Here is a 23,742-nt window from a genome sequence, read left to right as displayed (position 1 = left end):
CTGCATGAATAAAAAAGGAAAATTAAATATTGATGAACAAATTGAACATATGAAAAACAAGGGTATTGTATTTAATATCATCGATGAAACTTTAGCTAAAAAAATTTTAAGCCATAAAACTTATTATTTTAAATTAAAATCATACGCAAAAATTTATCCAAAAACACAATCAGATAAATATGATAAATTAGAGTTTTCTTATATCTATGAAATATCAAAAATAGATATGGCTTTTAGAAATTTTCTCTTAAAAATTACGCTCGATACAGAACACTTGGTAAAAACATTATTTTTATATAAAATAAGTCAAGCAGAAAACGATGGTTATGAATTAGTAGATAGCTTTTTAAAATCAGAAGAAGGTTTGAATACAAAAATACTACTTAAAAAATATAAAGAGAAAATCACTCAAGGAAAGAGTGGTGGGTTATATGATATTTTAAAACATTATTCTGATGAAATACCAATATGGGTATTTGTAGAAATTCTAACCTTTAATGACTTTATCAAATTTTACACATTTTGCATAAAAAGCAATGAGAGTTTTTCTATATATAAAACATTTTCAAATTGGACTTTTGAAAGCATTAGATGGCTAAGAAATCTATCCGCGCATAACAATTCAATACTAATAAGGATAGATAATACTGTAAACGAAAAAAGAAAATATTTACTTAAAAAAATCAGTCCATATCGAAAAAATATAACAACAAAAGAAGATACATATACCCTAGAAGAAATGCTTCAAAACGCATTAATTGTTGATTTTTTAGAAGTAATTAATTTATTTTCAGAAATATGCAAAAACATCAAGAAAAAAAACTACATAGCAAGAGAATATGAAAATTTTGTTAATTATGCCTTGAGCAAACAAGCAGTAAACTCCAATATAAAACTAAAAAATTTCATAACTTTTACGCAAAAATCTTTAAAAGTTCTACTCAGAAATTAATTAAATTTTTAGAAAATTATCGATATAATACGCTATCGTCACGGCAAGTAAGATCCGTTCGAGCTTGCCAAAATTACACAAATAATAACTAAACACCACTTCCTTGACATAATCTAATAAAACAAGCTCATAAATCGATTTTAATTATTTAATGCTAGGTTGATATTGCTTTATAGTAGATTTTTGATTTTAGGCTTGTTTTTGTTTGTTTTTAGCGATATTTAATTGCAATAAAATCTTTATAATATTTTCAAAATCTTCAATATCTTCATTTAATAAAGCACATTTATTGCTTAATATGGCATATTTATAAGCATTGATAATATCTAAATCAGGATATTTTTCTTGTAAGCTTTTTATTTTACTTGATTGTTTTACTCTAGCAAGTTTTGATTTATAGAGATTTTTATATTTATCATAAAGTGAAGAGCTAATGCCAATTAAAGCACCTTCATTTTTAGTTTTGTTAAATACTTTTAAGACGAATTTGATACAGCCATTTTTTCTGTTAATGCGTCTTGTATCATAAGGATTTTTTAAAGAATATTTAGTGCAATTTACTACCCAAGTGTGAATTATTTTTTCTAATCTATCACTTTTGTTTTGCGTAGGAGCTTCATCTAGTTTTATCTCATTTTTAGAATTATCAACAGATACAGTTTTTTTGAAAAATATATTTTTAAACACAGAATAACTTGCCTTTTTTAACAAAAATTTATAATATTTTATCATACAAAAATTACAAAATCATAACATTTTCATTTTTTAAAAAAACACAGCAAATCTCAAAAAAAACACTAAAGGTAACGAAAACATATAATATATACTTACGAAGTAATGTATAGGTGTACGATTATTTTTTACAAAAATGACAAATTTTATAAAAATCTATAAAAAATACACCAAAAATTTATCAAAATATACGAAATATATACTTTTTTATATTAAAGGTAATGAAAATGGTATATCTGCTTAGCATGGAGTAGTGATTGTTTTAAAATGGGCTATTTTTTATAAATTTTATCTATAAAACTCCAAAAAGAAAGCTTTAAAATGCAGCTTAAAATTTCCATTTTACTAAACTTTTTATCAAAACAAAAAAAGGTAAGATTTTTTGAAAAAATTAACTTGTATTTTTTTGGATATTTTTTTATAACTTTAATAAAATGAAGATATATTTTAAGAAAAAATGAGAGTATTTTTAAGCTAGCGATCCAACTAAAATAAATTTCATTTTTATAAAAAATAAAAAAGATAAAATCAGATTAATTTTTATTTTAATATCAATCATGATTACCTCCTTATAATTTAATAAAATATAAAAAGGATCGCAGCTCCAGCTAATCGCTAGCTTAAAAATACTAAGTGATATAATTTTATAATAATTTTAAATTAAAATAATTTTTTTATATTTTTGATAAAAAGATTAAGATGTATATAAAATAATATTTGCTTAATCCTAAAAGTAAAAAACCGAAAAAGCTGAGAAACCATTATTTTACCAATACTAATAATTATAAAATTTCATATGTTTTAATGGTTTAACTAATTTTAAAGCCTTATGAATAAAATAAATAAATTATAATGTATTTAGTTTATACTGTCTTCTTTTAATAAAAAAAAGAAATAGAGAATGAATTAGCAATTGAATATAAAAAAGTAAAATGTATTTTTTATTTTATTCTTTTTTTAAATATTTTTATAAAAGTCAATTTCTTTTTTAGATTATAATGATAAATTATATTATTTTAATATGGAGTATTAAAAATTAATTTTTGAGAAAAAAACCGCTACCAAAACCGCTCCCTGAGTTTTTTAAAAATTTTAGAAAGTAGCTTCAAAGCATGGTGGTGCGGATGAAAGGACTTGAACCTTCACGCATTGCTGCACCAGATCCTAAGTCTGGCGTGTCTGCCAATTTCACCACATCCGCAAAAGTGGTACGCTCAAGAGGATTCGAACCTCTGACCTACGGCTTAGAAGGCCGTTGCTCTATCCAGCTGAGCTATGAGCGCATAAAAATAAAAGTAACAATGGGCTTATGGTGCGCCCGATAGGAATCGAACCCATAACCTACAGATCCGAAGTCTGTCGCTCTATCCAGTTGAGCTACGAGCGCTGATGGGGTGAGTGATGGGAATCGAACCCACGACCCTCAGGACCACAATCTGATGCTCTAACCGACTGAGCTACACTCACCATTTATAAAAATGGTCGGGGTGAAAGGATTCGAACCTTCGGCCCCTTGGTCCCAAACCAAGTGCGCTAACCAGACTGCGCTACACCCCGATGTACAAAAATAAAGCGTTATTCTACATAAAAAAATATTAAAAGTCAAGATAAATGAGAATATTTAGCATAAAAAAAATGCTAAATATTTTAAGAATTATTTGTTTGCTTTTTTTGTGAAATGATGTTTAAAATTTCAACTACCAAAGAAAAGGCCATAGCTACATAAATATAGGCCTTATCTATATGAATATCAAAACTTTCACATACTAAAACAAAACCTATCATTATTAAAAATGCCAAAGCTAAAATTTTAATGCTTGGATATTTTTCTACAAAATCTGCAATTGGTTTAGAAGCAAAAAGCATTACTAATACTGCAATAATAACAGCAATAATCATAATCTCTATATCTTGAGCAATACCCACAGCAGTAATAACACTATCTAGAGAAAATACTATATCTATCACAGCTATTTCAGCAACTACAATCCAAAGTTTATTGCTGATTTTTATATTACTTTGACTTTCCTCTTGATGTGTTATACTTTCTTTGATTTCTTTGATAGATTTAACTATCAAAAACAATCCTCCAAGCAAAAGCACCAAATCCCTACCTGAAATTTCATTCCCTAATATACTAAATAAAGGTGTGACAAGCTTCATAACCCAAAACAAAGACAATAACAATAAAATTCTAGTAATCATCGCAAAAGCAAGGCCTAAAACTCTACCCTTATCTCTATGTTCTGGTGGTAATTTAGAAACCAAAATAGCCAAGAAAATGATATTATCAATCCCTAGCACAATCTCTAAAGCTGTAAGCGTAAGCAACACTACCCACGCATCCACACTAAAAATCCACTCAAACATTTAACTTCCTTAAAATAAAAAGCGTAATTATAATGATAAAAAATTAATCATTTTCAAAAATTTCAACAATAGTTGCAGGTAAAATTTCATACTCTAATTTATGAATTTTATCTTCAAATTCTTCAAAGCTTAGTTTAGCTTTTTCAAACGCCTTTTGAACAATGATTTTACCACCATCAAGCTCTTCACTAACCCAATGCACACTAACACCCGCAACTTTCATATCGCTCTCATAACTTTCTTTGATAGCATGGGCACCTTTAAATAAAGGAAGCAAAGAAGGATGAAGATTAATAGCTTTTATATTTTGAGTGAAAATAGGACTTAAAATTCGCATAAATCCTGCTAAGATAGTCAGATCCGCTTGACTTTCTTTTATAATTTTTACCAACTCTGCGTCAAATTCTTCTCTTGAAGTAAATTTTTCATGCTCTATGATTTTAGTATTAAGGTTATATTTTAAAGCTCTTTGTATACCATAAGCTTCTTTTTTATTACACACACACAAAACCACTTCAAAGGTATTTTTACCAAAAGTTTTTTTATGTAATTTTTCTAAAATATTTTCCAAATTACTTCCATTGCCACTAAATAAAATTGCTAATTTTATAAGCATTTTAACCCCTTTATCAATTTTAAAGCATCAAAACTAATTTTGTTTTTCTTATAATTTTTAGCTACTAAAGCATGAGCTAATACTGCATTTTTAGCAGCTTCTAAAGCATTAAATTTAGCTCCAAGCAAAGCTGCTATCATACCACTTAACACATCCCCACTTCCACCTTTTGCTAAAGCTTCATTGCCACAATTTACTATAAAAAATTTTTCTTTTTGAGCAATAATAGGATTAGCTCCTTTTAATACCAAAACACATTGAAATTTAGAACTAAACTTTCTTGCATAAAAAAAGCGTTTGTTTTGAATTTCTTCTACGCTTATATCCTCATTAAAACAAAGTTTTAAAAGCATACAAAATTCTTTAGGATGAGGGGTTAAAACAACATCTTCTCTAGCAAGATATGAAAGTAAATTTTCACTTTGAAAGCAATTTGCGTCTAAAACTAAAGGAATGTTTTTTAATCTTTCATCTTTTAAAATACTTAAATCATCAAGTCCCATACCTATAGCAGCTGCATTTATTTTGCTTTCAATATCATCTTTTAACATAATCAAAGGTGAAAAACTTTCTTTAGCCATTAAAGATACAAGTCCTGCTCCAAATTCTAAAGCACCAAGTCCTGCTAGAGTACCTGCACTTTTATTTGCAAAAATATAAATATGGCCAAAATCGCCTTTATTTGAGTTAATCTTTTTTGTAATAAGTTTTAAATCTTTTTTTTCTAGTAAAAAACTTGAAGTATTTTGCATATAAAGTTTTAAACCCAAATTTGCAATTTTAATTTTACCCACAAATTCTTTTGCAAAATCCTCTAATAAAATTTCTTTAATCGCTCCCATGCAAAGAGTGTAATCAGCCTTAAAACATAGCTCTTGTCCAAGACCACTAGGAACATCACAAGCTATTTTTAAAGCCTTACTTTTAGCAATTTTTTTAAAAATTCTTTGCAAATTTTCATCTAAAGCTTTATTTAAACCACTCCCAAAAACACAATCAACAATGATGTCAAAATCTTTAAATTTAGGTTCTTTTTTTAAAAATTTAAAACCTATATTTTTTAAAATTTGCTCTTGCTTGATAAACATTGTATTTTTTTTATATGGCATAACAAAAGCAAAAGCTTTTTTTAAATGCCTTATAGCCACAAGTCCATCAGCTCCATTTCCACCAGCACCAAGCAAAAATAAAATTTTAGCATTTTTTATGTTTTTACTTTTTTTCTTAATCAAATTTGCAAGCTCTATGCCTGCATTTTCCATCATTAAAAACTCATCCAAACCTTTTTCAATAAGCTTTTTTTCATAAGAAATATTATCTTTAAATACTGCTTTCATCGCTCATCTCACATTTTATAAATTTTTGAGTTTTAGCGCCTAGCTCTTTAAGCTTTATCACTCTTGAAGCGATATTTCCACTTCCATGAGTAAGCTTTGTTTGCATATTATCTACATTTGAATTTAATCTTTTAACATTTTCTTTGATTTTTTCAAAATCATCCAAAACGCCTGCAAATTTATCATGAAATTTACCCAGTTCATCAAAAGCTTTTAAGATATTTTCATTACTTTGTATATTTTTCCATGAAATATTTATAGTATTTAATGCCATAAAAAGAGTGTTTGGTGTAGTTAAATAAACCTTTTTTTTATAAGCGTATTGATAAATTTCAAGATCTACATTTAAAATCAAATCTAGAATATTTTGATAAGGTATAAAAAGCAAAACAAACTCATAAGTGTGTTTATCATACTGCATATAAGGCTTTTTAGCTAACTCATCAATTCTTGATTTTAGATTATAAGCTAAATCAAGACAGGTATTTTTACTAATATCTTCAAAAGCAAAATCACTTGGTAGAGAAAATTTTGCATCTATAACTATACTTTTTTGTTTATCTAAAAACACAACCGCATCAGGAATGTAAGTTTTACCCTCATCTTGAAATCTCTCTTGCAATTTATACTGCACACCCTCTACTAAACCGCTATTTTCTAAAACTGATTTTAGTTGCAATTCTGCAAAATTACCACGAATTTTTTTATCTCCTTTTAAAATTTTAGCTAGCTTATCTGCATTTTCTCCCATATTTTGACTAAATTTAAACATATGATCAATTTGTGTTTTAATGCTAACTTCATTTTGACTGAGTTTTTCACTATATTCTTTAACACTTTTTTTCACAGGCAAGAAAATTTCTTCTAAGATTTTTTTTGTATCTTCATTGAGCATAAGTTTGTTTTGATTTAAAATACTAGCATTTTGTTTTTGAAAATTTTGCTCTAGCTCTTGTTTTAATCCCGCCAAACTTTGTTTATATTTTTCTTCTAATTTTATTAAGGTTTGAGTGTATTCTTCTTTTAAATTTGCACGCTCTTTTAAATGCATATTTAAAAGTTCTTGTTGAGTTTGTTCTTTTTGTGCTAATTTTGCCTCTAAAGCTTCATTTTTAGATAAATACGATATTTTTTCATCTAAAAGTTTGGAATTTTTTTCCATAAGTGCAGTTTTTTCAAACTCTAAATTAGAAAGTTGATTTTGCAAAGTCATATTGTTTTGATTTAAAAATTCTAACTTTACTTTTTCTTTCTGACTTTTAAATACCACCCATACAAAAGCTAAAATTACAACAGCCAAAAAAGCTATTAAGATATTTTCCATTTTTAAGCCTTTGCTTTTTCAAGGAAATAAATATTTTTCTCATTTGCTTCTTTAAATTGTTTCATCTTTGGTAAAAGTTCTTTCATCAAAGCTTTGAAATTTTTAAAGCCGAAATTTTGTGGAATAAAATTTGCATGTTTTCTGTTCATATTGGTACGAATTTGAGCATATTCTGCGCGACCTTTTTCTTCTATCAAAGCCTCTGCGATATTGATTAAATCTTTGATATATTCTTTTTCAATTATGACTTTTGTTTTTGATTTATCTTGATCTAAATAAAAGAATTCACTAAAGGAATTCACATAAGATTTTACAGCTTGCTTTAAACCCATGCCTATAACTTGTTTTTTATTTTCTTTTAGCTTCTGTATCAAACTAGTATAATCACTATCGCTTGATACAATAACAAAAATATCAATATCTTTTTCATAAAAAACACTCATAATATCAGTAATTAAATACATATCACTTGAATTTTTATTAGCTAAAAAATTAAATTGTTGCATAGCAATGATAGAATATTGTGCGATTTGTTCTTTCCAATTTTGTATATTTTTTTGAGTCCAATCTCCATAAATTCGCTTTATAACAATTTCTCCATAATCAGAAGCAATACCAAAAATCGATTTTGCGTATTTTGAAGGAATATTTTCCGCATCTATAAAAATTGCTATGCTTTTATTTTCCATTTTTGCTCCTAAATATTTCTCATTCTAAAACTTAATGCTTTTAAAATATGAGTTTTTAAAATCAACTCACTTTGCTCTAAATCTGCAATGGTTCTTGCTACTTTTATAGTTTTATTTACCCCTCTTTGAGAAAGATTATATGAATTTATAGCCTTTTGCAAAATTTCATTAGCAGAAGACTCTAAAATACAAAATTGTTTCATCTGCTCATCATTTAATTTAGCATTAAACTCTTCTTGCTGTCTTTGTTTTTGAAATAAAAATCCTTTAAATACCATCTCGCTCATTTGCTCTGATGTTAAACTCATTTTATCCTTATATGAAATTTCATCCATAGCTACATAAAGATCAATCCTATCTAAAATTGGAGATGAAATTTTGTTTTTATATTTTTTTATTTCTATTTCTTGACAACGACAATTTTGATTTTTAGAAAATAAATTTCCACAAGGACAAGGATTTTGCGCACAAGCAAATAAAAATTTAGTTTCATAAATCACTTTGGTATTAACTCTTGAAATAAGAATTTTAAAATCCTCTAATGGCTCTCTTAAACTTTCTATGATTTGTTTTGAAAAATGAGGAAACTCATCAAAAAATAAAACTCCTCCGTTTGCAAGTGCTATTTCTCCTATCTTGGCATTTTTAGTTCCTCCGCCAAAAATACTAGCTCTAGTACTTGTATGATGAGGACTTCTAAAAACCCTACTAGCGCTAAAATCATCATCTAAAGAATTTAATGACTTATAAGCGTTTTGAGCTAAAATTTCTTTCAAGCTTTGCGGTGGCATGATAAAAGGAAGTCTTTTAGCACACATACTTTTACCGCTACCTGGACTACCTTCAAATAAAATATTATGCATTCCTAAAGCTGCTATTATACAAGCAAATTTAGCATTTTCTTGGCCTTTAACTTCCTTAAAATCATAAGGAAAGCTAGTGTTTTTTATATATTTTTCCCCATTAAGTTTTATAGCATTTTCAAATAAAGGATGAGCATTGCATATATGATAATTCTCATATTTTTTTTCTTTAAAAAAATCTACAGCCTGGGCTAAATTTTCTAAAGCATAAATTGTTAAATTAGGTATCATTGAAGCTTTTTGTGCTATGGCTTTTGGCACTACTACTTTAGCATTTTGTATTTTTGTACTTAAAAAAAGCAAGATAGAAAATAAACTAGTAGTGCTTTTTATACTCCCATCTAATCCAAGTTCTCCAAAAACAAAAAAATCATCTAAAATTTCTTTTTGAAATAAAATCAAAATTGCAATAGCTAAGTCAAAATGAGAACCATTTTTAGGAATATCCGAAGGACTTAAGTTGATAGTAATTTTTTGTGCTGGAAAGCTAAAATTCTGACTTAACAAAGTTGCTTTAATTCTTTCAGTGCTTTCTTTGATGGTAGAGTTTGCAAGACCCACTATGCTAAAGCCTGGCAAGCCTCTTGTGAAAGTTGATTCTACATCGATGATATCAAGTTCTGTAGAAAAACTTGCACATTTTAGCTTTTTCATTTATTCTTTTTGGATTTTTTCTTAAAGTCTTTATCAAATTTTTGACGCTTTAAAAAAGAAAGTTTTTCTATAAATAAATGTCCATCAAGATGATCAACTTCATGTTGGATAGCCACTGCTAAAAAATCATGTGCTTGCAAACTTTGTGGCTTTCCAAACCTATCTTGATAGTCAAGTTGTATATTTTTATAACGCATTACATCTTCATAAAAACCTGGTATACTTAAACAACCCTCATTACAAGAAATTCTTTCATCATCTAAAGGTGTTATAATGGGATTGATGATTTCTAAAAGAGTTTGTTTGTCTTCTTTTTGCTCACCTTCTTCATCACCAATATCTACAAGTAAAGCTCTAATTGGCACATCAACTTGGATAGCTGCCAAACCTACACCTTTATTAGCTATCATTGTTTCATACATATCATCTAAAAGTATATGTAAATCTTTATCAAAATTTTCTACTTTTTTTGATTCTAAAAATAATCTTGGATTAGGATAGGTAATTATCTTTCTTATCATTTTTCTTTTTCCACTATTACAAAAGGTTCTAAATTTTTTCCCGAGTCTTTTAAAGCTTCAATGCATTTTTCTATTAATTCTTCACCTTTGCTGTCACTATTAACTGCACTAATAGCAACCTCCACATCTGCCTCTATTTCTTTATCTGCTAAGAAAAAATTTGAATTTTCTAAGGATTCTAAAATTTTATTGCATATTTCTTGTGCTTTTTCTAAATTAGTATGAGAGATCATTATAGCAAAAATATTATTTCCACAATGTGCTACTATATCACTTGAAGAAACATTTTTACTAAAAATTTTACAAACACTTTTTAAAAAGGCATTTTTCTCTTTTTGAGTATAAGTTTGCTCTAAAATTTCCTCTTTTACTCTAAAGAATATCAAAGAGGTATAATAATTATATTTAGCATTACTCTCTATGCTTTTTTCCAAATTTTCTAAAAAATATTTTTTATTAAAAACTCCAAATTTAGAGTCAAAATCACTCTGCTCTTCTATATGTTTATAAGTCTGTCTAACCTCATCAAAATTTTCTTTAATCTCATCTGAATACTTATCTAAAATGCTAGAAAATCTTGAAAGGTCTGTTTCAAGGGCATGGATTACATTAGAAACAGCTAAATTTCCTGTACTAATAGCAAGTTCTGAATTACGCCTTTTTAGCATATCTTTAACTGTTTCAAGATGCCTATAAATCATGGCAATATATTGCAATAATGCCGAAGTAGAATTAAAACTTTTCTTTATTTCTTGTTCTATATTTGCACGCTTAAGACCATCATCATTTTGCTCAAATTCCATAATCTCACCAACTTTTTTCTTAAAAGCTCCTGGACGCTCTTCAAGCATTTTTTGAAAATAAACCCCATAATTAGTAGGAGTTGGAGGCACATTATCTTTTACAAGTTCAGTTAAAATAGATTTCGCAAATTTCTCAAATTCGCCTCCACTAATTTTTTGAATTTTTGGAGCTTCTTTGGCTGGAGTTGGATCGCTATTTAAATTTAAATCAGCAAATAAATCATCATCTAGCATTGCTTTGTTTCCTTATTTAAAACTTTTTTCCAAAACCTTATCGATTAAGCCATATTCCTTAGCCTCTATAGCACTCATAAAAAAATCTCTATCGGTATCTTTTTCTATTTTAGAAAGTTTTTGCTTAGTATTTTTTGCCAAAATATCATTTAAAATCGCTTTTAATCTTAGAATTTCTTTTGCCTGAATTTCTATATCTGTTGCTTGTCCTCTTGCACCACCTAGTGGTTGGTGGATCATAATTCTTGAATTTGGCAGAGCAAATCTTTTCCCTGGAGCACCACAACTAAGCAAAAATGCACCCATAGAAGCAGCTTGACCAATACAAATAGTACTTACATCAGCTTTAATATAATTCATCGTATCATAAATACTAAATCCACTTGTCACAACCCCGCCTGGTGAGTTAATATAAAGATAAATATCTTTTTGAGGATCTTCAGCTTCTAAAAACAAAAGCTGTGCCACGATAGAAGCAGCAAGATCATCATTGATCTCACCACTTAGCATGATAATCCTATCTTTTAAAAGTCTTGAGTATATATCATAACTTCTTTCGCCTCTGCTTGTTTTTTCAACTACATAGGGTATATATGAACTCATTATTTTTCACTTTCTTTTTCGGTTTTCTTTTTATCATTTTTTTTAAAAATATCAGCAAAAAGTTTTTCTTCAATTAAAGACATTTTAATGGCAGGTAATGCACCTTGCTTTTTATAATTATCTAAATGTTCTTGTGGGTTAAAACCATATCTATAAGCTTCAAAATAAATTGCTTGGATTAATTCTTGATCGCTTACTGTAACATTTCTAAGTTTTGCTAGCTCATCTATAATGAAAGTTAATTTTACGCTTTTTTGCGCATCTTCTTTGAAACTTTCTCTTTTTTCTTTATATTTAGCCTCATCTTTAAATTCTTTTAATTCCTCTTCGCTTAAAGTTCTTAAAGAGCTTCTAAATTGCATATCTGTTTCTTGCTCTACTATATTTCTTGGCAAAACAAAGTCAAACTTAGCTACTAAAGCTTCTGCAAATTGATTTTTAAGCTCATCATTAATAAGTTTAAAGATTTTTTCATTTTTTAGTTGTTCTTTTAATTTTGCGTCTAATTTTTCAACACTTGGCTCTTTTTCTTCAGGAAGTAAGTTTTTTAAAAGCTCTTCATTTAATTCAGGTAATTTAAGTTCTTGAATTTCATGAATTTTTACTTTAAATACCGCATCTTTTCCTGCTAAATGTGCTGCACCATATTCTTTTGGAAAAGTTACATTAATATCTTTTTCCTCGCCTGCTTTTAAACCAATCATACCTTCTTCAAATCCTGGTATAAATTGTTTTGAGCCAATCTCTAAAACATAATTTTGAGCTTTTCCACCATCAAAAGCTTTACCATCAACAAAACCTTCAAAATCAAATTTAGCAAAATCGCCTTCTTTTAAAGCTCTTGCCTCTTTAATCGCTTCAGGAGTAGCAAATCTTTTTAATAATTCTTCTTTTTTTGCATCAATTTCTTTTTGAGTTACTTTTGGTGTATTATAAGTTGGAATTAGTTCTTCATATCCATCTAATTTTACTTCTGGCTTAAAAGATAATACCATTTGAGCTTCAATATCGCCATCTTTTCTATCAAATTTTTCAAAATATGGCTCACCTACTAAATCTTTAGCCTCTTTTTTAACTTCTTTTAAAGCACCATCTACAGCATTTCTTAAAAGATCTTGCTCCGCATCTCTTGTAAGCTCTTTTTCATATCTTTTAAGTATAGCAGCAACAGGAACTTTTCCTGCTCTAAAACCATCCATTTTCATAGTTTTAGATGCTTTTTTAGCTAATTTTTCAACTTCTGCTTTAATAGCTCCTTGAGCAATTTTCACAGTAGCATTTGCATTTGCAAAATCAATTAGTTTTGCTGTAACTTCCATAATATTTTCCCTTTTTAAATAAAATTTTTTGATAATATACCAAAATTTTCCTTATCACTTTATATAAAAATAAAAATATGTTAAAATTTTAATTTTTGATGGAGAAAAAATGCAAGAAAAATTTGAACAATCAGTAAAAAATATGTTAGAAATTATCGGGGAAAATCCGCAAAGAGAAGGACTTTTAAAAACTCCTACAAGAGTTTTTAAAGCTTTTGAATTTTTAAATAGTGGTTATAAACAAGATCCAAAACAAATACTAAATGATGCCTTATTTGAAAGCTCAAACAACGAAATGGTTTTAGTAAGAGATATAGAATTTTATAGTCTTTGCGAGCATCATCTTTTACCTTTTTTTGGGCGCGTACATGTTGCGTATATACCGGATAAAAAAGTCGTAGGTCTTAGTAAAATTCCACGCCTTGTGGAAGTTTTTGCAAGACGCTTGCAAATTCAAGAACAACTCACAGAACAAATCGCAGAATCTTTAATGGTACATGTAGGTGCAAAAGGTGTTGGAGTAGTTATTGAAGCAAGACACATGTGTGTTGAAATGCGTGGGGTGCAAAAGGCAAATTCTACTACTAGCACTTCAGCACTAAGAGGTAGCTTTTTAAAAAGTGAAAAAACAAGAAAAGAATTTTTCACTTTAATTAACTCGGCAAAACAGGTTAGATTTTAATGGGTTTAGAAAAACTTCGTAGTAAAATTGCTTCACAAAATCTTGCTAGTGTTTTTGGTCAGATTACTAAAATTTCAAGTACTAGTATAGAAATAAATGGCTTAAAAACTAGCATAGGTGATATCATTAAAATAGTTTCTAGTGAAGATGAGAGTAAAGAAGCTATGGCTATGGTGGTAGAAGTAGATGAAAATTTAAGCTATTTGAGTCCTTTTGGTTTTGTGGAAGGTTTTAAAATAGGCGATCGTGCTTTTATTAACGATGCAGGTATGCAAATAGGAGTTAGTGATGAACTTTTAGGAAGAGTAGTCGATCCTTTTATGCGACCAAAAGATGGTAAAGGACCTATTGAGGCAAGTAAATTTATGCCTATTATGCGAGCACCTATTGATGCAATGAAGCGAGGTTTGATAGAAGAAGTTTTTCCAGTAGGTGTTAAAACAATAGATGCACTTTTAACTTGCGGGGTAGGACAAAAGCTTGGGATTTTTGCAGGAAGTGGGGTTGGTAAATCAACTCTTATGGGTATGATAGTGAAAAATTCCAAAGCTCCTATTAAAGTTATAGCTTTAATAGGAGAGCGCGGTAGAGAAATTCCTGAATTTATACAAAAAAATCTTGGTGGTAAACTTGATGATACTGTCATCATCGTTGCAACAAGTGATGATAGCGCGCTGATGAGAAAATACGGAGCATTTTGTGCTATGAGTGTGGCTGAATATTTTAAAGAACAAGGTAAAGATGTGTTATTTATCATGGATAGCGTAACGCGTTTTGCTATGGCTCAAAGAGAAATAGGTCTTGCCCTAGGTGAACCACCTACAACAAAAGGTTATCCGCCAAGCGTTTTAAGTCTTTTACCTCAGCTTATGGAAAGAACAGGAAAGGAAGAAGGTAAAGGCACCATAACAGCTTTTTTTACCGTGTTGGTTGATGGGGATGATATGAGTGATCCAATAGCTGATCAAAGCAGATCTATCCTAGATGGGCATATAGTACTTAGTCGTGAACTCACTGACTTTGGAATTTATCCACCTATAAATATACAAAATTCAGCCTCAAGGGTTATGGGGGATATTATCAGTGATGAACATAAGTTAGCTGCTAGAAAATTTAAGCGTTTAAATTCTTTGCTTAAAGAAAATGAAGTGCTATTGCGTATTGGTGCTTATCAAAAAGGTACCGATAAAGAACTCGATCAAGCTATTGCTAAAAAAGATTTTATGCAACAATTTTTAAGTCAAAATCCTGAAGAAAGTTTTGAATTTGAAGATACGATTAATATGCTTAAGATGATTGATACATAATAGTTGGAATATTTTTTGCTTTTTTTGATAAAAAAGTCATGAAAAAAGGATAGATCATGTCAAATATAGCATTTTTAGATCATCAACAAAGCTTAGGTTTAAAATATACCGATATTTGTCAAAATATTTTTGAAAGAGAAATTTTTACACATATGTTTTTAGAATGCATAAGTTTTGTTTTACTAGAAGATAAAGCAAAATTAAAATATTTAAAAATTATCGCTTCAAAAGAAGATTTTATAATCGAATTTAAAATCAATAATCAAAAAAAATCTTTTATTATTAATAATAAAAAAGTTCTAAATGAAGAATTCAGTGCAAAAAGAATGACTCAAGATGAATATGAAAGAGAAGTGGCGAGAATTTATCAAATCGAAAGATATTTAAAAGCCCAAAATAATCTTCAAAATTTTTCTAATGAAATTAGCACTACAATGAAAAATCTTTTTAAAGATATGGATGAATTTAAAAATTATATCGATATGCTTGAAGCAAAAGAAAACACCCACAATCATTACTTATCAAAAATTTATAATATAGCTTAATATTTACCAAACTTTGCCGATAATACCTTTGATCCAAACAAAAGGAGTATGTTATGGGCGAAGTTACAAACAATCAAGCAAACTTAATGCTTAACATTGCAACTACTATGATGAAAAAAACCATAGAAGTTAATGAAAATGCAGTAATGCAAGTACTTGAAGGCGTAAATGCAAACCCTGCTCCAACTACTACTCCTACTGCTAGTTCAGGATTACTTGACATTTACGCTTAAAATTTTTCTCTTCAATTCAAAAATTTTGGCATAGCTTTTGCTTTTTAAAAGTTAAGCAATATTTTTGAAGAGAAGAGTTATGTTTGTAAATTCTAATGTTAATCCGTATCAGAATTTTGCAAATTATCCTTTTGCAAAAACTGGACACATAGAAGAAAAAAAAGAAAATACTAATATTAAAAGTGATTTACTTGATATCAATGGTTCTAATTTAGACTATAAAGTGACTTATGCAAGTGAATTTGGTTTTAGAATCAATGAGCAAGGTTTTTTTGAAAAAGATCTTAATAAAGCAGCTGCTTTGCCTCTTGATTATGATATTAATATAAAAAGTATAAGAGAAATTTCAAAACAACTTATAAAGCTTGATGAGAATTTAAATTATAACAAAATAGATTTACCAAGACTTTTAAACACTTATCACAACACATTAAAAACTATAAATCCACAGTTTCAAAACAATGACAATGATTTTTTAAGTAAAGCTCAAATTTCAGAGTTAAATCAAGGTTATAGTTATACTTATGAGGGTAAAATTTTAAAAGTTTATGAAAATGCTAAAAATTTACAAAATGCAAAAGAATCAAATAAAAATTTAAACACCTTAATGCTTGATAATAAAATAGGTGATTTTGCGTTTAACGCAAGCATAGAAAATACAGCTAGTAATCCTGTTATCAAACCTTATTTAAATAAACAAGGGGAGGTTTCTAAAAGTGGATTGCTGCTCAATTATATTTATCATGATTTAAAAGAACAAAATCACAATAAAGCTAATTTTTTTCTATCGCCTATTGAGTTGGATATGTCCTCTAGTGTAAATTTTCAAAAACTCATGAGAGGTCAAATGAGTATGCAAGATTATATTAATGAAAACAACAAAGAAAAAATGAGTTTTGATTTATATTTATATATCAATGGAGTAGATAAAAACAACACTTCAGAAGATAAGCTTTCAGTTTTCTTTCAACAATATATTAACTATCAACATAGCATTAACATGAAAGAATTTGCCAATTCAAGTTCTATTTATAGTCTTTATAGCGAGCAAGTTAGTAAAGAAATTGAAGTTTTAAAAGAAGAATTCAATCAAAACAATCCTAATATTGATCTTGAAAAAATCAATACTCAAAAAGAACTTTTAGATACTCAATTTTTAGAAAATAGAAAAAAACAAGCTAGTATTAACAAAATTTTACATTCTTATTTAAATGCTATGGCTTAACTTGTGCTAAAATAATAATGTAAATTATTACACAAGTTAAAAACTTACTTGATTTAATATTAAATTTAATATTTTAGTGTATATTAACAAAAAAGATAAAAATTATCCTAATTAAAGGAGTATAATTTGAAAGTATATTTAGATAACAACGCAACAACACAACTTGCACCAGAAGCTTACGAGCTTATGAAGCCTTTTTTAAAAGAGCATTTTGGAAACCCAAATAGCCTTCATCAATGGGGTAGTGCAACCCATCCTGCCTTAAAAGAAGCTATGGATAAACTTTATATAGGTGTAGGAGCAAGTGATTTAGATGATATTATTATCACTTCCTGTGCTACAGAAAGTATCAATTGGGTGTTAAAAGGTGTGTATTTTGATAAAATTTTAAATAGCGATAGAAATGAAGTAATTATTTCTAGCGTGGAACATCCCGCAGTAGCTGCTAGTGCTATGTTTTTAAAATCTTTAGGGGTAAAAGTTATAGAACTTGGTGTTGATCATGAGGGTGTTTCTAGCGTAAAAGATTTAAAAGAAGTTATTTCAGATAAAACTGCCCTAGTGAGCATTATGTGGGCAAATAATGAAACTGGTATGATTTTTCCTATAGAAGAAATGGCTCAAATTACTCATGAATACGGAGCGTTATTCCATACTGATGCAACCCAAGCTGTTGGAAAAATCAAAGTTAATTTTGCAAAAGCTGGAGTTGATTTTGCTTCATTTTCTGCACATAAATTCCATGGTCCAAAAGGAGTTGGTGGGCTTTATATTAAAAAAGATATAGAACTAACTCCACTTTTACATGGTGGTGAGCATATGGGTGGCAGAAGAAGTGGAACTTTAAATGTGCCATATATTATAGCAATGGCAGAAGCTTTAAGAATTGCAAATACTATGCTTGACTTTGAAAATTCACACATTAGAAAATTAAGAGACAAACTAGAAGATTTAATTTTAGCAATGCCTGATACAAGCGTAGTTGGAGATAGATCAAGAAGAGTTCCAAATACAATTTTAGCAAGCATTAAAGGCGTAGAAGGTGAAGCTATGCTTTGGGATTTAAATAAAAATGGCATAGCAGCAAGCACTGGATCAGCCTGCGCTAGTGAAGCACTTGAGAGCAACCCTATCATGGAAGCAATTGGTGCTGAAAATGATTTAGCTCATACTGCCCTAAGACTTTCTTTATCTAGATTTAACACAGAAGATGAAATTGATTATACAGCAGAGCAGATAAAAAAAGCAACGCAAAGACTTAGAGCAATCTCAAGTACTTATGCGTATAAGCCTGAAAATATTTAAAGGATAAAAAATGGCAAAAAATAATTTAATTGGCGGATCTATTTGGGATGAGTATTCTCAAAAAGTACAAGATAGAATGAATAACCCTCAACATATGGGCGAATTTACACAAGAAGATGCACAAAAAGCAAATGCAAAACTTATTATTGCAGATTTTGGAGCTGAAAGCTGTGGTGATGCAGTTAGACTTTATTGGCTAGTGGATGAAAAAACAGATAAAATCATTGATGCTAAATTTAAAAGCTTTGGCTGTGGAACAGCAATAGCAAGTAGTGATACTATGGTTGATCTTTGCATAGGTAAAACCGTGGATGAAGCTGTTAAAATTACAAATTTAGATGTTGAATTTGCTATGAGAGATAATCCGCAAACTCCTGCGGTTCCACCTCAAAAAATGCATTGTTCGGTTATGGCTTATGATGTTATCAAACAAGCGGCAGCACATTATAAAGGAGTCAATCCTGAAGACTTTGAAGACCAAATTATAGTTTGTGAATGTGCTAGGGTAAGCCTTGGAACTATCAAAGAGGTAATTAAACTAAATGATTTACATACAGTAGAAGAAATCACACAATTTACAAAAGCAGGAGCTTTTTGTAAATCTTGTGTTAAACCTGGAGGACATGAAAAAAAAGATTATTACCTTGTAGATATTTTAGCTGAAACTAGAGCCGAAATGGAAAGAGAAAGATTAAAAGATCAAAGTAAAGCAGATATTGCTTTTGATGATATGACCATGGTTAAACAATTAAAAGCAGTAGAGGCTGTTTTAGATAGCGATGTGCGTCCGATGCTACACGGAGATGGTGGGGATTTGGAAGTAATTGATATACAAAAAAGTGAAAGTAAAAATATAGATGTATATATACGCTATCTTGGAGCTTGCAGTGGTTGCTCAAGCGGAAGTGGCGCAACTTTATATGCCATAGAAAATATCTTACAAGAAGAACTTAGTCCAAATATACGCGTTATACCTGTTTAAGCAGTTTTTCTGCTTAAACTTTTAAATTTCAAGCCTTTTTATGCTAAAATAACGCATTAATTAAAAATTTAAAAAGGCTATTTATATGCAAAGACTTCAAACCTTTGTTAAAAGCGAAACTTTTCCGGGTGTTTTGCTAATATTTTTCACTTTACTTGCATTAATTTTACAAAACAGCTCTTTAACAGATCAATACACCAACTTTTTAAATATTCCTTTTGGGTTTCAAGCAGGAAGTTTAGAAATTTTCAAACCTTTGCTTTTATGGATTAATGATGGACTTATTGCGATTTTTTTCTTTGCCATAGGGCTTGAATTAAAGTATGAAGTAACAAGAGGACAGCTAAATAGTATAAAAGCTATGTCTTTACCTGTATTTGCTGCACTTGGTGGTATGATAGTACCTGCATTGATTTTTGCATTTTTTAATTATAAAGATGCTTTTGCTTTGCAAGGTTGGGCTATACCAACAGCAACTGATGTGGCTTTTGCAGTAGGAATTTTAATGCTTTTAGGTAAAAAAGTACCTACTTCATTAAAATTATTCTTGCTTTCCTTGGCTATTTTTGATGATTTGGGTGCGATTATTGTGATTGCTTTATTTTACACAAGCGAGCTTTCAGTATTTGCTATGATTGCTGCTTTGGTATGTATATTAGCACTTTATTTATTAAATCATTTTCATGTTACTAAAAAATCCTTTTATATCATTATAGCTATAGTATTTTGGATAAGCATGCTAAAAAGTGGAGTACATGCAACTTTAGCGGGTGTGATTACTGCTTTGTTTATACCACTTGAAACAAAAAATGGAAAATCTTTTTTAAAAGAAATCGAACATGATTTAGCACCTTGGGTAAGTTATTTTATTTTACCTATTTTTGCCTTTGCAAATGCAGGTGTTGATTTAAAAGATATGGATCCAAGCTTTATGTTTTCTTCGGTTAGCTTAGGTATTATTTTAGGTTTATTTTTAGGAAAACAAATAGGTGTCTTTTTATTTTCATATATTAGTATAAAACTAGGCTTAGCAAAACTTCCACAAAATGTTAATTTCAAACAACTCTATGGAGTTTGCATACTCACAGGTATAGGTTTTACCATGAGCTTTTTTATAGATGGCTTAGCTTATCAAAATAGTGATATTTTTGCATATTCAGATAAGCTTGCTATTTTAATAGCCTCTTTGTTAAGCGCTGTGATTGGCTATGTTTATTTAAAATTCATTTATAGTTTCAAAAAATGAAATTTAAAAACCTCCAAAGTTTTTTATCTCTTGAAATTTTAGGAGGATTGTTGCTTTTAATAGCAACAATCTTTGCTTTATTACTCAAAAATAGCCCTTATGGACAACACTATATGAATTTTTTAAGTGTAGAAATGGGTATAAAAATAGGAGCTTGGGAGCTTTTTAAACCTTCTTTGTTATGGATTAATGATGGACTGATTGCAATTTTTTTCTTTGCAATAGGACTTGAATTAAAAAAAGAATTTGTTCAAGGAGAATTTAAAACTCTTAGCAATATTACTCTACCCTTAATAGCTGCTATAGGTGGTATAGTAGTACCTGCTTTGATATTTTGTGCTATTAATTTTAATGATACTTATGTTTTAAAAGGTTGGGCTATACCAACAGCAACTGACACTGCATTTGCTCTAGTTATACTTGCAATGCTAAAACAACGCATACCAAGCTCTTTAAAAATATTTTTAGTTTCTTTGGCGATTTTTGATGATGTAGGAGCTATTTTAATCATTGCTATTTTTTATACAGGTGAGCTTTCAACTTTGGCTTTTTTTGTTGCCTTTTGCTGCATTGTTGGCTTGTTTTTACTTAATCGCTTAGGTAATGAAAGAAAATCATTTTATTATATACTTGGTGCTCTGCTTTGGCTTAGTGTATTAAAAAGTGGAGTGCATGCGACTTTAGCAGGTATTATTACTGCTTTATTCATTCCTGTATATACAAAAAACAATCATGCTTTATTAGAAGAAATTGAGCATGGTTTAAAATTTTGGATAGCTTTTATAATATTACCGCTTTTTGCTTTTGCAAACGCAGGAGTTGATCTTTCTAAAATAGAATTTCATATGCTTTTTAGTGGTGTAAGCATGGGTATATTTTTGGGACTTTTTGTTGGAAAACAACTAGGTGTATTTGGCTTTGCCTATATGGCGATTAAATTCAAACTTGCAAAACTACCAAAAGATGCAAATTTTAAACAACTCTATGGAGTTTGTATACTCACAGGTATAGGTTTTACCATGAGCTTTTTTATAGATGCTCTTGCTTATGAAGTGAGTGATATATTTAATTTTGTAGATAACTTTGCAATCTTACTAGCCTCATTAACTTCTGGTGTATTTGGCTATTTTTACCTGCGTTTTATTAAATAATTAAGCTTTTTTTAAATTAAATAAGATATAATTTCATTTCTTATTTAATGTTTTGGCCCATTCGTCTAGCGGTTAGGACATCGCCCTTTCACGGCGGTAACACGAGTTCGAGTCTCGTATGGGTCACCACTCTTTTAACTCCTAAATAAAAATAGCATAAACAATAGTTTCAATATTTAAGCTTAATATAAATTTAATATATCAAATATATATTCTAAAATAAAATATAAATAAATATTGCTTACTAGCAGAGCTCGCAGGGATTTTATAAAAACATTATAAATAGCAAAACTTGCATTTTAAAATCTAAAAAATAAAATTAGCTTTCTTTATTTTCTCCATCTTTAAAAGAAAATATAGGCAAACTTAAACCATAATATATCGCCAAAAGTCTTGCTATAGTTCCTACAATCAATGAAGCAAGAATTACCCATAATTCATCTATGCCTAAAATATGCAATATATAATACAAAGCTCCTGTTAATATGGCCACACCTGCATAAATTTCTTTTTGAAATACAAGTGGTATCCTAGCACATAATATATCTCTTAATATCCCGCCAAATACACCTGTAATCACAGCTGAACTCACAGCCACTATAAAACCATACCCCATTTCTATTGCAATTTGTGCCCCTAAAACACTAAAAACAACCAAACCTATAGCATCTAAAATTAAAAAAAGTTTTTCAAGTCTTATAACATATTTAGCAATTTTTGTTGTAATCATAGCCGCAACACAAATCAAAATGACATATTCAGGAGTTTTAATCCAAGTTAATGGATGATGATCAAGTAAAATATCTCTAATAGAACCTCCACCAATAGCTGTTACCAAAGCTATAAATATCACTCCAAAAAGATCCATTTTGTGCCGTCCTGCAGCAATAGCCCCCGTCATTGCATCAACAGTAATTCCGATAATATAAAGTATAGTTAAAAGCATAATGAGTTTTAAAAAACCCTTGTTAAAACAAGGGTTAATTTTTACTTACAATATCAATGATATTTTGAGCTACTTTTTTAGCAATAGGCTCAACAAATTCAGCAGGAGAAGTAAATCCTACGCAAGAGCAGTTAATCTCACCTAAAACATATTTATCTTTACCATTTTCATCTGTATCTAAGATAAAATCCGCTGTCCAAATTAAAGGAATATCGTAATTTCCAAGTTTTGAACGAATTTCTGGTAAGGTTACTAAAAACCAATCTACCAATTCTTGCCAATCTTTTGGCTCATCATATCTATATTTTGCACCTGAAAAGAGTGTAGCAGAGAATGCATCAGCACCTTCTGCAGGCTTTTTATGCACTACATAAATTGGAGTATGATAAAGCATTAAAATTCTAATTTCACCTTCTTTAATACGCGGTAAGAAAGTCATATCTACAAGCATACCATTATCACCTATAATGTATTGCTCACAAAAATCCATAAATTCACCAAGCTCTTTTTCTTCTGTATGATTGTCTTTTGCTTCTGTGCATTTGATTTTTGCATTTAATGGTACACTTGTAGTCCCAGCTGGCAGTTCATCTATTAATCTCACACGCCAAATTCCCTCACCTGTTGAACCACGATTTTGCTTCAAAACCCTCTCGCCTTTTGCTAAGGTTTTGACAAAACTTTCTTTAAAAGTTTTAATATCATAATACGCATAAGTATCTTCAGGCACTAAAGCTGTTTTATTAAGCTTAGTAAGTGCATCTTTAGCGCCATATCCTATCATCGCATCAGGATGAGGCATACCTATAACACCATTTGCACAAAGTTTTCTTAACATATCAAAGTATTCATTTTCTTCTTTTAAATTTCCTGGGTTAATTCTAGAAACATAAGCATCAGCATTGTTTTTTACATATTCATAAATTTCGTCTTTTTTTTCAACTTCAAAAAAGATAACCTCAGCGTTCCAACCTTGCTCTTTTAAAGCATTTACCATAGGCATAGTGTCTTTTCTATGGCCATCTTCACCTTTATCGCTACCACCTCTAACTTCAAAAAATACGATATTTTTTTTCATATTGCTCCCTTTTTAAAGATATTTT

At 29.3% G+C, this 23,742-nt stretch carries 23 protein-coding genes and 6 tRNA genes; 11 read left to right on the top strand and 18 right to left on the bottom strand.

Features of this window, described 5'->3' with window-relative positions:
- The first annotated feature begins 4 nt into the window (after positions 1-4).
- Entirely contained in the window at positions 5-952 is a 948-nt protein-coding gene (locus L8W57_RS04995; protein ID WP_263662139.1) for an Abi family protein, read from the top strand.
- Between the two features lie 189 nt (positions 953-1,141).
- Here the strand turns inward: L8W57_RS04995 and L8W57_RS04990 are convergent, their stop codons facing one another.
- From L8W57_RS04990 to tig, 16 genes are all read right to left on the bottom strand, one after another.
- Positions 1,142-1,639, bottom strand: a complete 498-nt coding sequence (locus L8W57_RS04990) for a hypothetical protein (protein WP_263662138.1) — start codon at positions 1,637-1,639, stop codon at positions 1,142-1,144.
- Positions 1,640-2,800: 1,161 nt separating this feature from the next.
- Positions 2,801-2,885, bottom strand: a tRNA-Leu gene (locus L8W57_RS04985).
- Between the two features lie 5 nt (positions 2,886-2,890).
- Positions 2,891-2,967 (bottom strand) — tRNA-Arg (locus L8W57_RS04980).
- A 27-nt stretch (positions 2,968-2,994) separates the two neighbouring features.
- Positions 2,995-3,071 (bottom strand) — tRNA-Arg (locus tag L8W57_RS04975).
- A gap of 3 nt (positions 3,072-3,074) precedes the next feature.
- Positions 3,075-3,151 (bottom strand) — tRNA-His (locus L8W57_RS04970).
- 12 nt (positions 3,152-3,163) lie between these two features.
- Positions 3,164-3,241, bottom strand: a tRNA-Pro gene (locus L8W57_RS04965).
- A gap of 90 nt (positions 3,242-3,331) precedes the next feature.
- On the bottom strand, positions 3,332-4,054 hold the full coding sequence (locus tag L8W57_RS04960) for a TerC family protein (RefSeq protein ID WP_133318985.1): 723 nt from the start codon (positions 4,052-4,054) through the stop codon (positions 3,332-3,334).
- Between the two features lie 43 nt (positions 4,055-4,097).
- The gene (gene purN, locus L8W57_RS04955; protein ID WP_263662137.1) at positions 4,098-4,670 is read right to left on the bottom strand and encodes a phosphoribosylglycinamide formyltransferase; all 573 of its coding nucleotides are present in this window, start codon (positions 4,668-4,670) and stop codon (positions 4,098-4,100) included.
- Positions 4,661-6,007: an NAD(P)H-hydrate dehydratase gene (locus L8W57_RS04950; RefSeq protein ID WP_263662136.1), complete on the bottom strand. Its 1,347-nt coding sequence runs from the start codon at positions 6,005-6,007 to the stop codon at positions 4,661-4,663. The genes purN and L8W57_RS04950 overlap by 10 nt, the downstream gene beginning before the upstream one ends.
- The gene (rmuC, locus tag L8W57_RS04945; protein ID WP_263662135.1) at positions 5,991-7,331 is read right to left on the bottom strand and encodes a DNA recombination protein RmuC; all 1,341 of its coding nucleotides are present in this window, start codon (positions 7,329-7,331) and stop codon (positions 5,991-5,993) included. Before rmuC ends, L8W57_RS04950 begins: the two co-directional genes overlap by 17 nt.
- A gap of 2 nt (positions 7,332-7,333) precedes the next feature.
- The gene (locus L8W57_RS04940; RefSeq protein WP_133318989.1) at positions 7,334-8,020 is read right to left on the bottom strand and encodes an NYN domain-containing protein; all 687 of its coding nucleotides are present in this window, start codon (positions 8,018-8,020) and stop codon (positions 7,334-7,336) included.
- An 8-nt stretch (positions 8,021-8,028) separates the two neighbouring features.
- Positions 8,029-9,537, bottom strand: coding sequence for a YifB family Mg chelatase-like AAA ATPase (locus tag L8W57_RS04935; protein ID WP_263662134.1), 1,509 nt, complete (start codon positions 9,535-9,537; stop codon positions 8,029-8,031).
- The gene (def, locus tag L8W57_RS04930) at positions 9,534-10,058 is read right to left on the bottom strand and encodes a peptide deformylase (RefSeq protein ID WP_133318991.1); all 525 of its coding nucleotides are present in this window, start codon (positions 10,056-10,058) and stop codon (positions 9,534-9,536) included. Before def ends, L8W57_RS04935 begins: the two co-directional genes overlap by 4 nt.
- Complete coding sequence (locus L8W57_RS04925) at positions 10,055-11,095, bottom strand: GGDEF domain-containing protein (protein WP_133318992.1); 1,041 nt, start codon at positions 11,093-11,095, stop codon at positions 10,055-10,057. Before L8W57_RS04925 ends, def begins: the two co-directional genes overlap by 4 nt.
- Before the next feature lie 12 nt (positions 11,096-11,107).
- Complete coding sequence (clpP, locus tag L8W57_RS04920) at positions 11,108-11,698, bottom strand: ATP-dependent Clp endopeptidase proteolytic subunit ClpP (protein WP_012662167.1); 591 nt, start codon at positions 11,696-11,698, stop codon at positions 11,108-11,110.
- Positions 11,698-13,017 carry a trigger factor gene (gene tig, locus L8W57_RS04915; RefSeq protein WP_263659578.1) on the bottom strand — a complete coding sequence of 440 codons (1,320 nt, stop codon included), beginning with the start codon at positions 13,015-13,017 and terminating at the stop codon, positions 11,698-11,700. The genes clpP and tig overlap by 1 nt, the downstream gene beginning before the upstream one ends.
- Before the next feature lie 109 nt (positions 13,018-13,126).
- Here tig and folE point away from each other — a divergent pair, with 109 nt between their 5' ends.
- From folE to L8W57_RS04865, 10 genes are all read left to right on the top strand, one after another.
- Entirely contained in the window at positions 13,127-13,699 is a 573-nt protein-coding gene (gene folE, locus L8W57_RS04910) for a GTP cyclohydrolase I FolE (protein WP_263662133.1), read from the top strand.
- Positions 13,699-15,006, top strand: coding sequence for a flagellar protein export ATPase FliI (gene fliI / locus L8W57_RS04905; RefSeq protein WP_220566469.1), 1,308 nt, complete (start codon positions 13,699-13,701; stop codon positions 15,004-15,006). Before folE ends, fliI begins: the two co-directional genes overlap by 1 nt.
- Before the next feature lie 56 nt (positions 15,007-15,062).
- Positions 15,063-15,551 carry a hypothetical protein gene (locus L8W57_RS04900; RefSeq protein ID WP_133318996.1) on the top strand — a complete coding sequence of 163 codons (489 nt, stop codon included), beginning with the start codon at positions 15,063-15,065 and terminating at the stop codon, positions 15,549-15,551.
- Positions 15,552-15,604: 53 nt separating this feature from the next.
- Entirely contained in the window at positions 15,605-15,784 is a 180-nt protein-coding gene (locus L8W57_RS04895) for a putative motility protein (protein ID WP_133318997.1), read from the top strand.
- Positions 15,785-15,863: 79 nt separating this feature from the next.
- On the top strand, positions 15,864-17,009 hold the full coding sequence (locus L8W57_RS04890; protein ID WP_263660676.1) for a hypothetical protein: 1,146 nt from the start codon (positions 15,864-15,866) through the stop codon (positions 17,007-17,009).
- 126 nt (positions 17,010-17,135) lie between these two features.
- Positions 17,136-18,314: a NifS family cysteine desulfurase gene (locus L8W57_RS04885; RefSeq protein WP_263662132.1), complete on the top strand. Its 1,179-nt coding sequence runs from the start codon at positions 17,136-17,138 to the stop codon at positions 18,312-18,314.
- 10 nt (positions 18,315-18,324) lie between these two features.
- Positions 18,325-19,296: an iron-sulfur cluster assembly scaffold protein gene (locus L8W57_RS04880; protein ID WP_220566466.1), complete on the top strand. Its 972-nt coding sequence runs from the start codon at positions 18,325-18,327 to the stop codon at positions 19,294-19,296.
- Positions 19,297-19,381: 85 nt separating this feature from the next.
- Positions 19,382-20,542, top strand: a complete 1,161-nt coding sequence (gene nhaA / locus L8W57_RS04875) for a Na+/H+ antiporter NhaA (protein ID WP_263662131.1) — start codon at positions 19,382-19,384, stop codon at positions 20,540-20,542.
- Positions 20,539-21,693, top strand: a complete 1,155-nt coding sequence (gene nhaA, locus L8W57_RS04870; RefSeq protein ID WP_263659575.1) for a Na+/H+ antiporter NhaA — start codon at positions 20,539-20,541, stop codon at positions 21,691-21,693. The genes nhaA (L8W57_RS04875) and nhaA (L8W57_RS04870) overlap by 4 nt, the downstream gene beginning before the upstream one ends.
- 54 nt (positions 21,694-21,747) lie before the next feature.
- Positions 21,748-21,822 (top strand) — tRNA-Glu (locus L8W57_RS04865).
- 190 nt (positions 21,823-22,012) lie between these two features.
- Here the strand turns inward: L8W57_RS04865 and L8W57_RS04860 are convergent.
- Together L8W57_RS04860 and L8W57_RS04855 are read right to left on the bottom strand one after the other, a co-directional pair.
- A complete protein-coding gene (locus tag L8W57_RS04860) occupies positions 22,013-22,639 on the bottom strand; it encodes a trimeric intracellular cation channel family protein (protein ID WP_133319002.1) in 627 nt (208 codons plus the stop codon).
- A 34-nt stretch (positions 22,640-22,673) separates the two neighbouring features.
- Entirely contained in the window at positions 22,674-23,717 is a 1,044-nt protein-coding gene (locus L8W57_RS04855; protein WP_263662130.1) for a Cj0069 family protein, read from the bottom strand.
- Positions 23,718-23,742: the final 25 nt, after the last annotated feature.

It is taken from the genome of Campylobacter sp. IFREMER_LSEM_CL1890 (assembly GCF_025772045.1).
In the GTDB taxonomy this organism is placed as follows: Bacteria; Campylobacterota; Campylobacteria; order Campylobacterales; family Campylobacteraceae; genus Campylobacter_D; species Campylobacter_D lari_D.
This window is presented reverse-complemented; position numbering and strand designations above follow the sequence as displayed.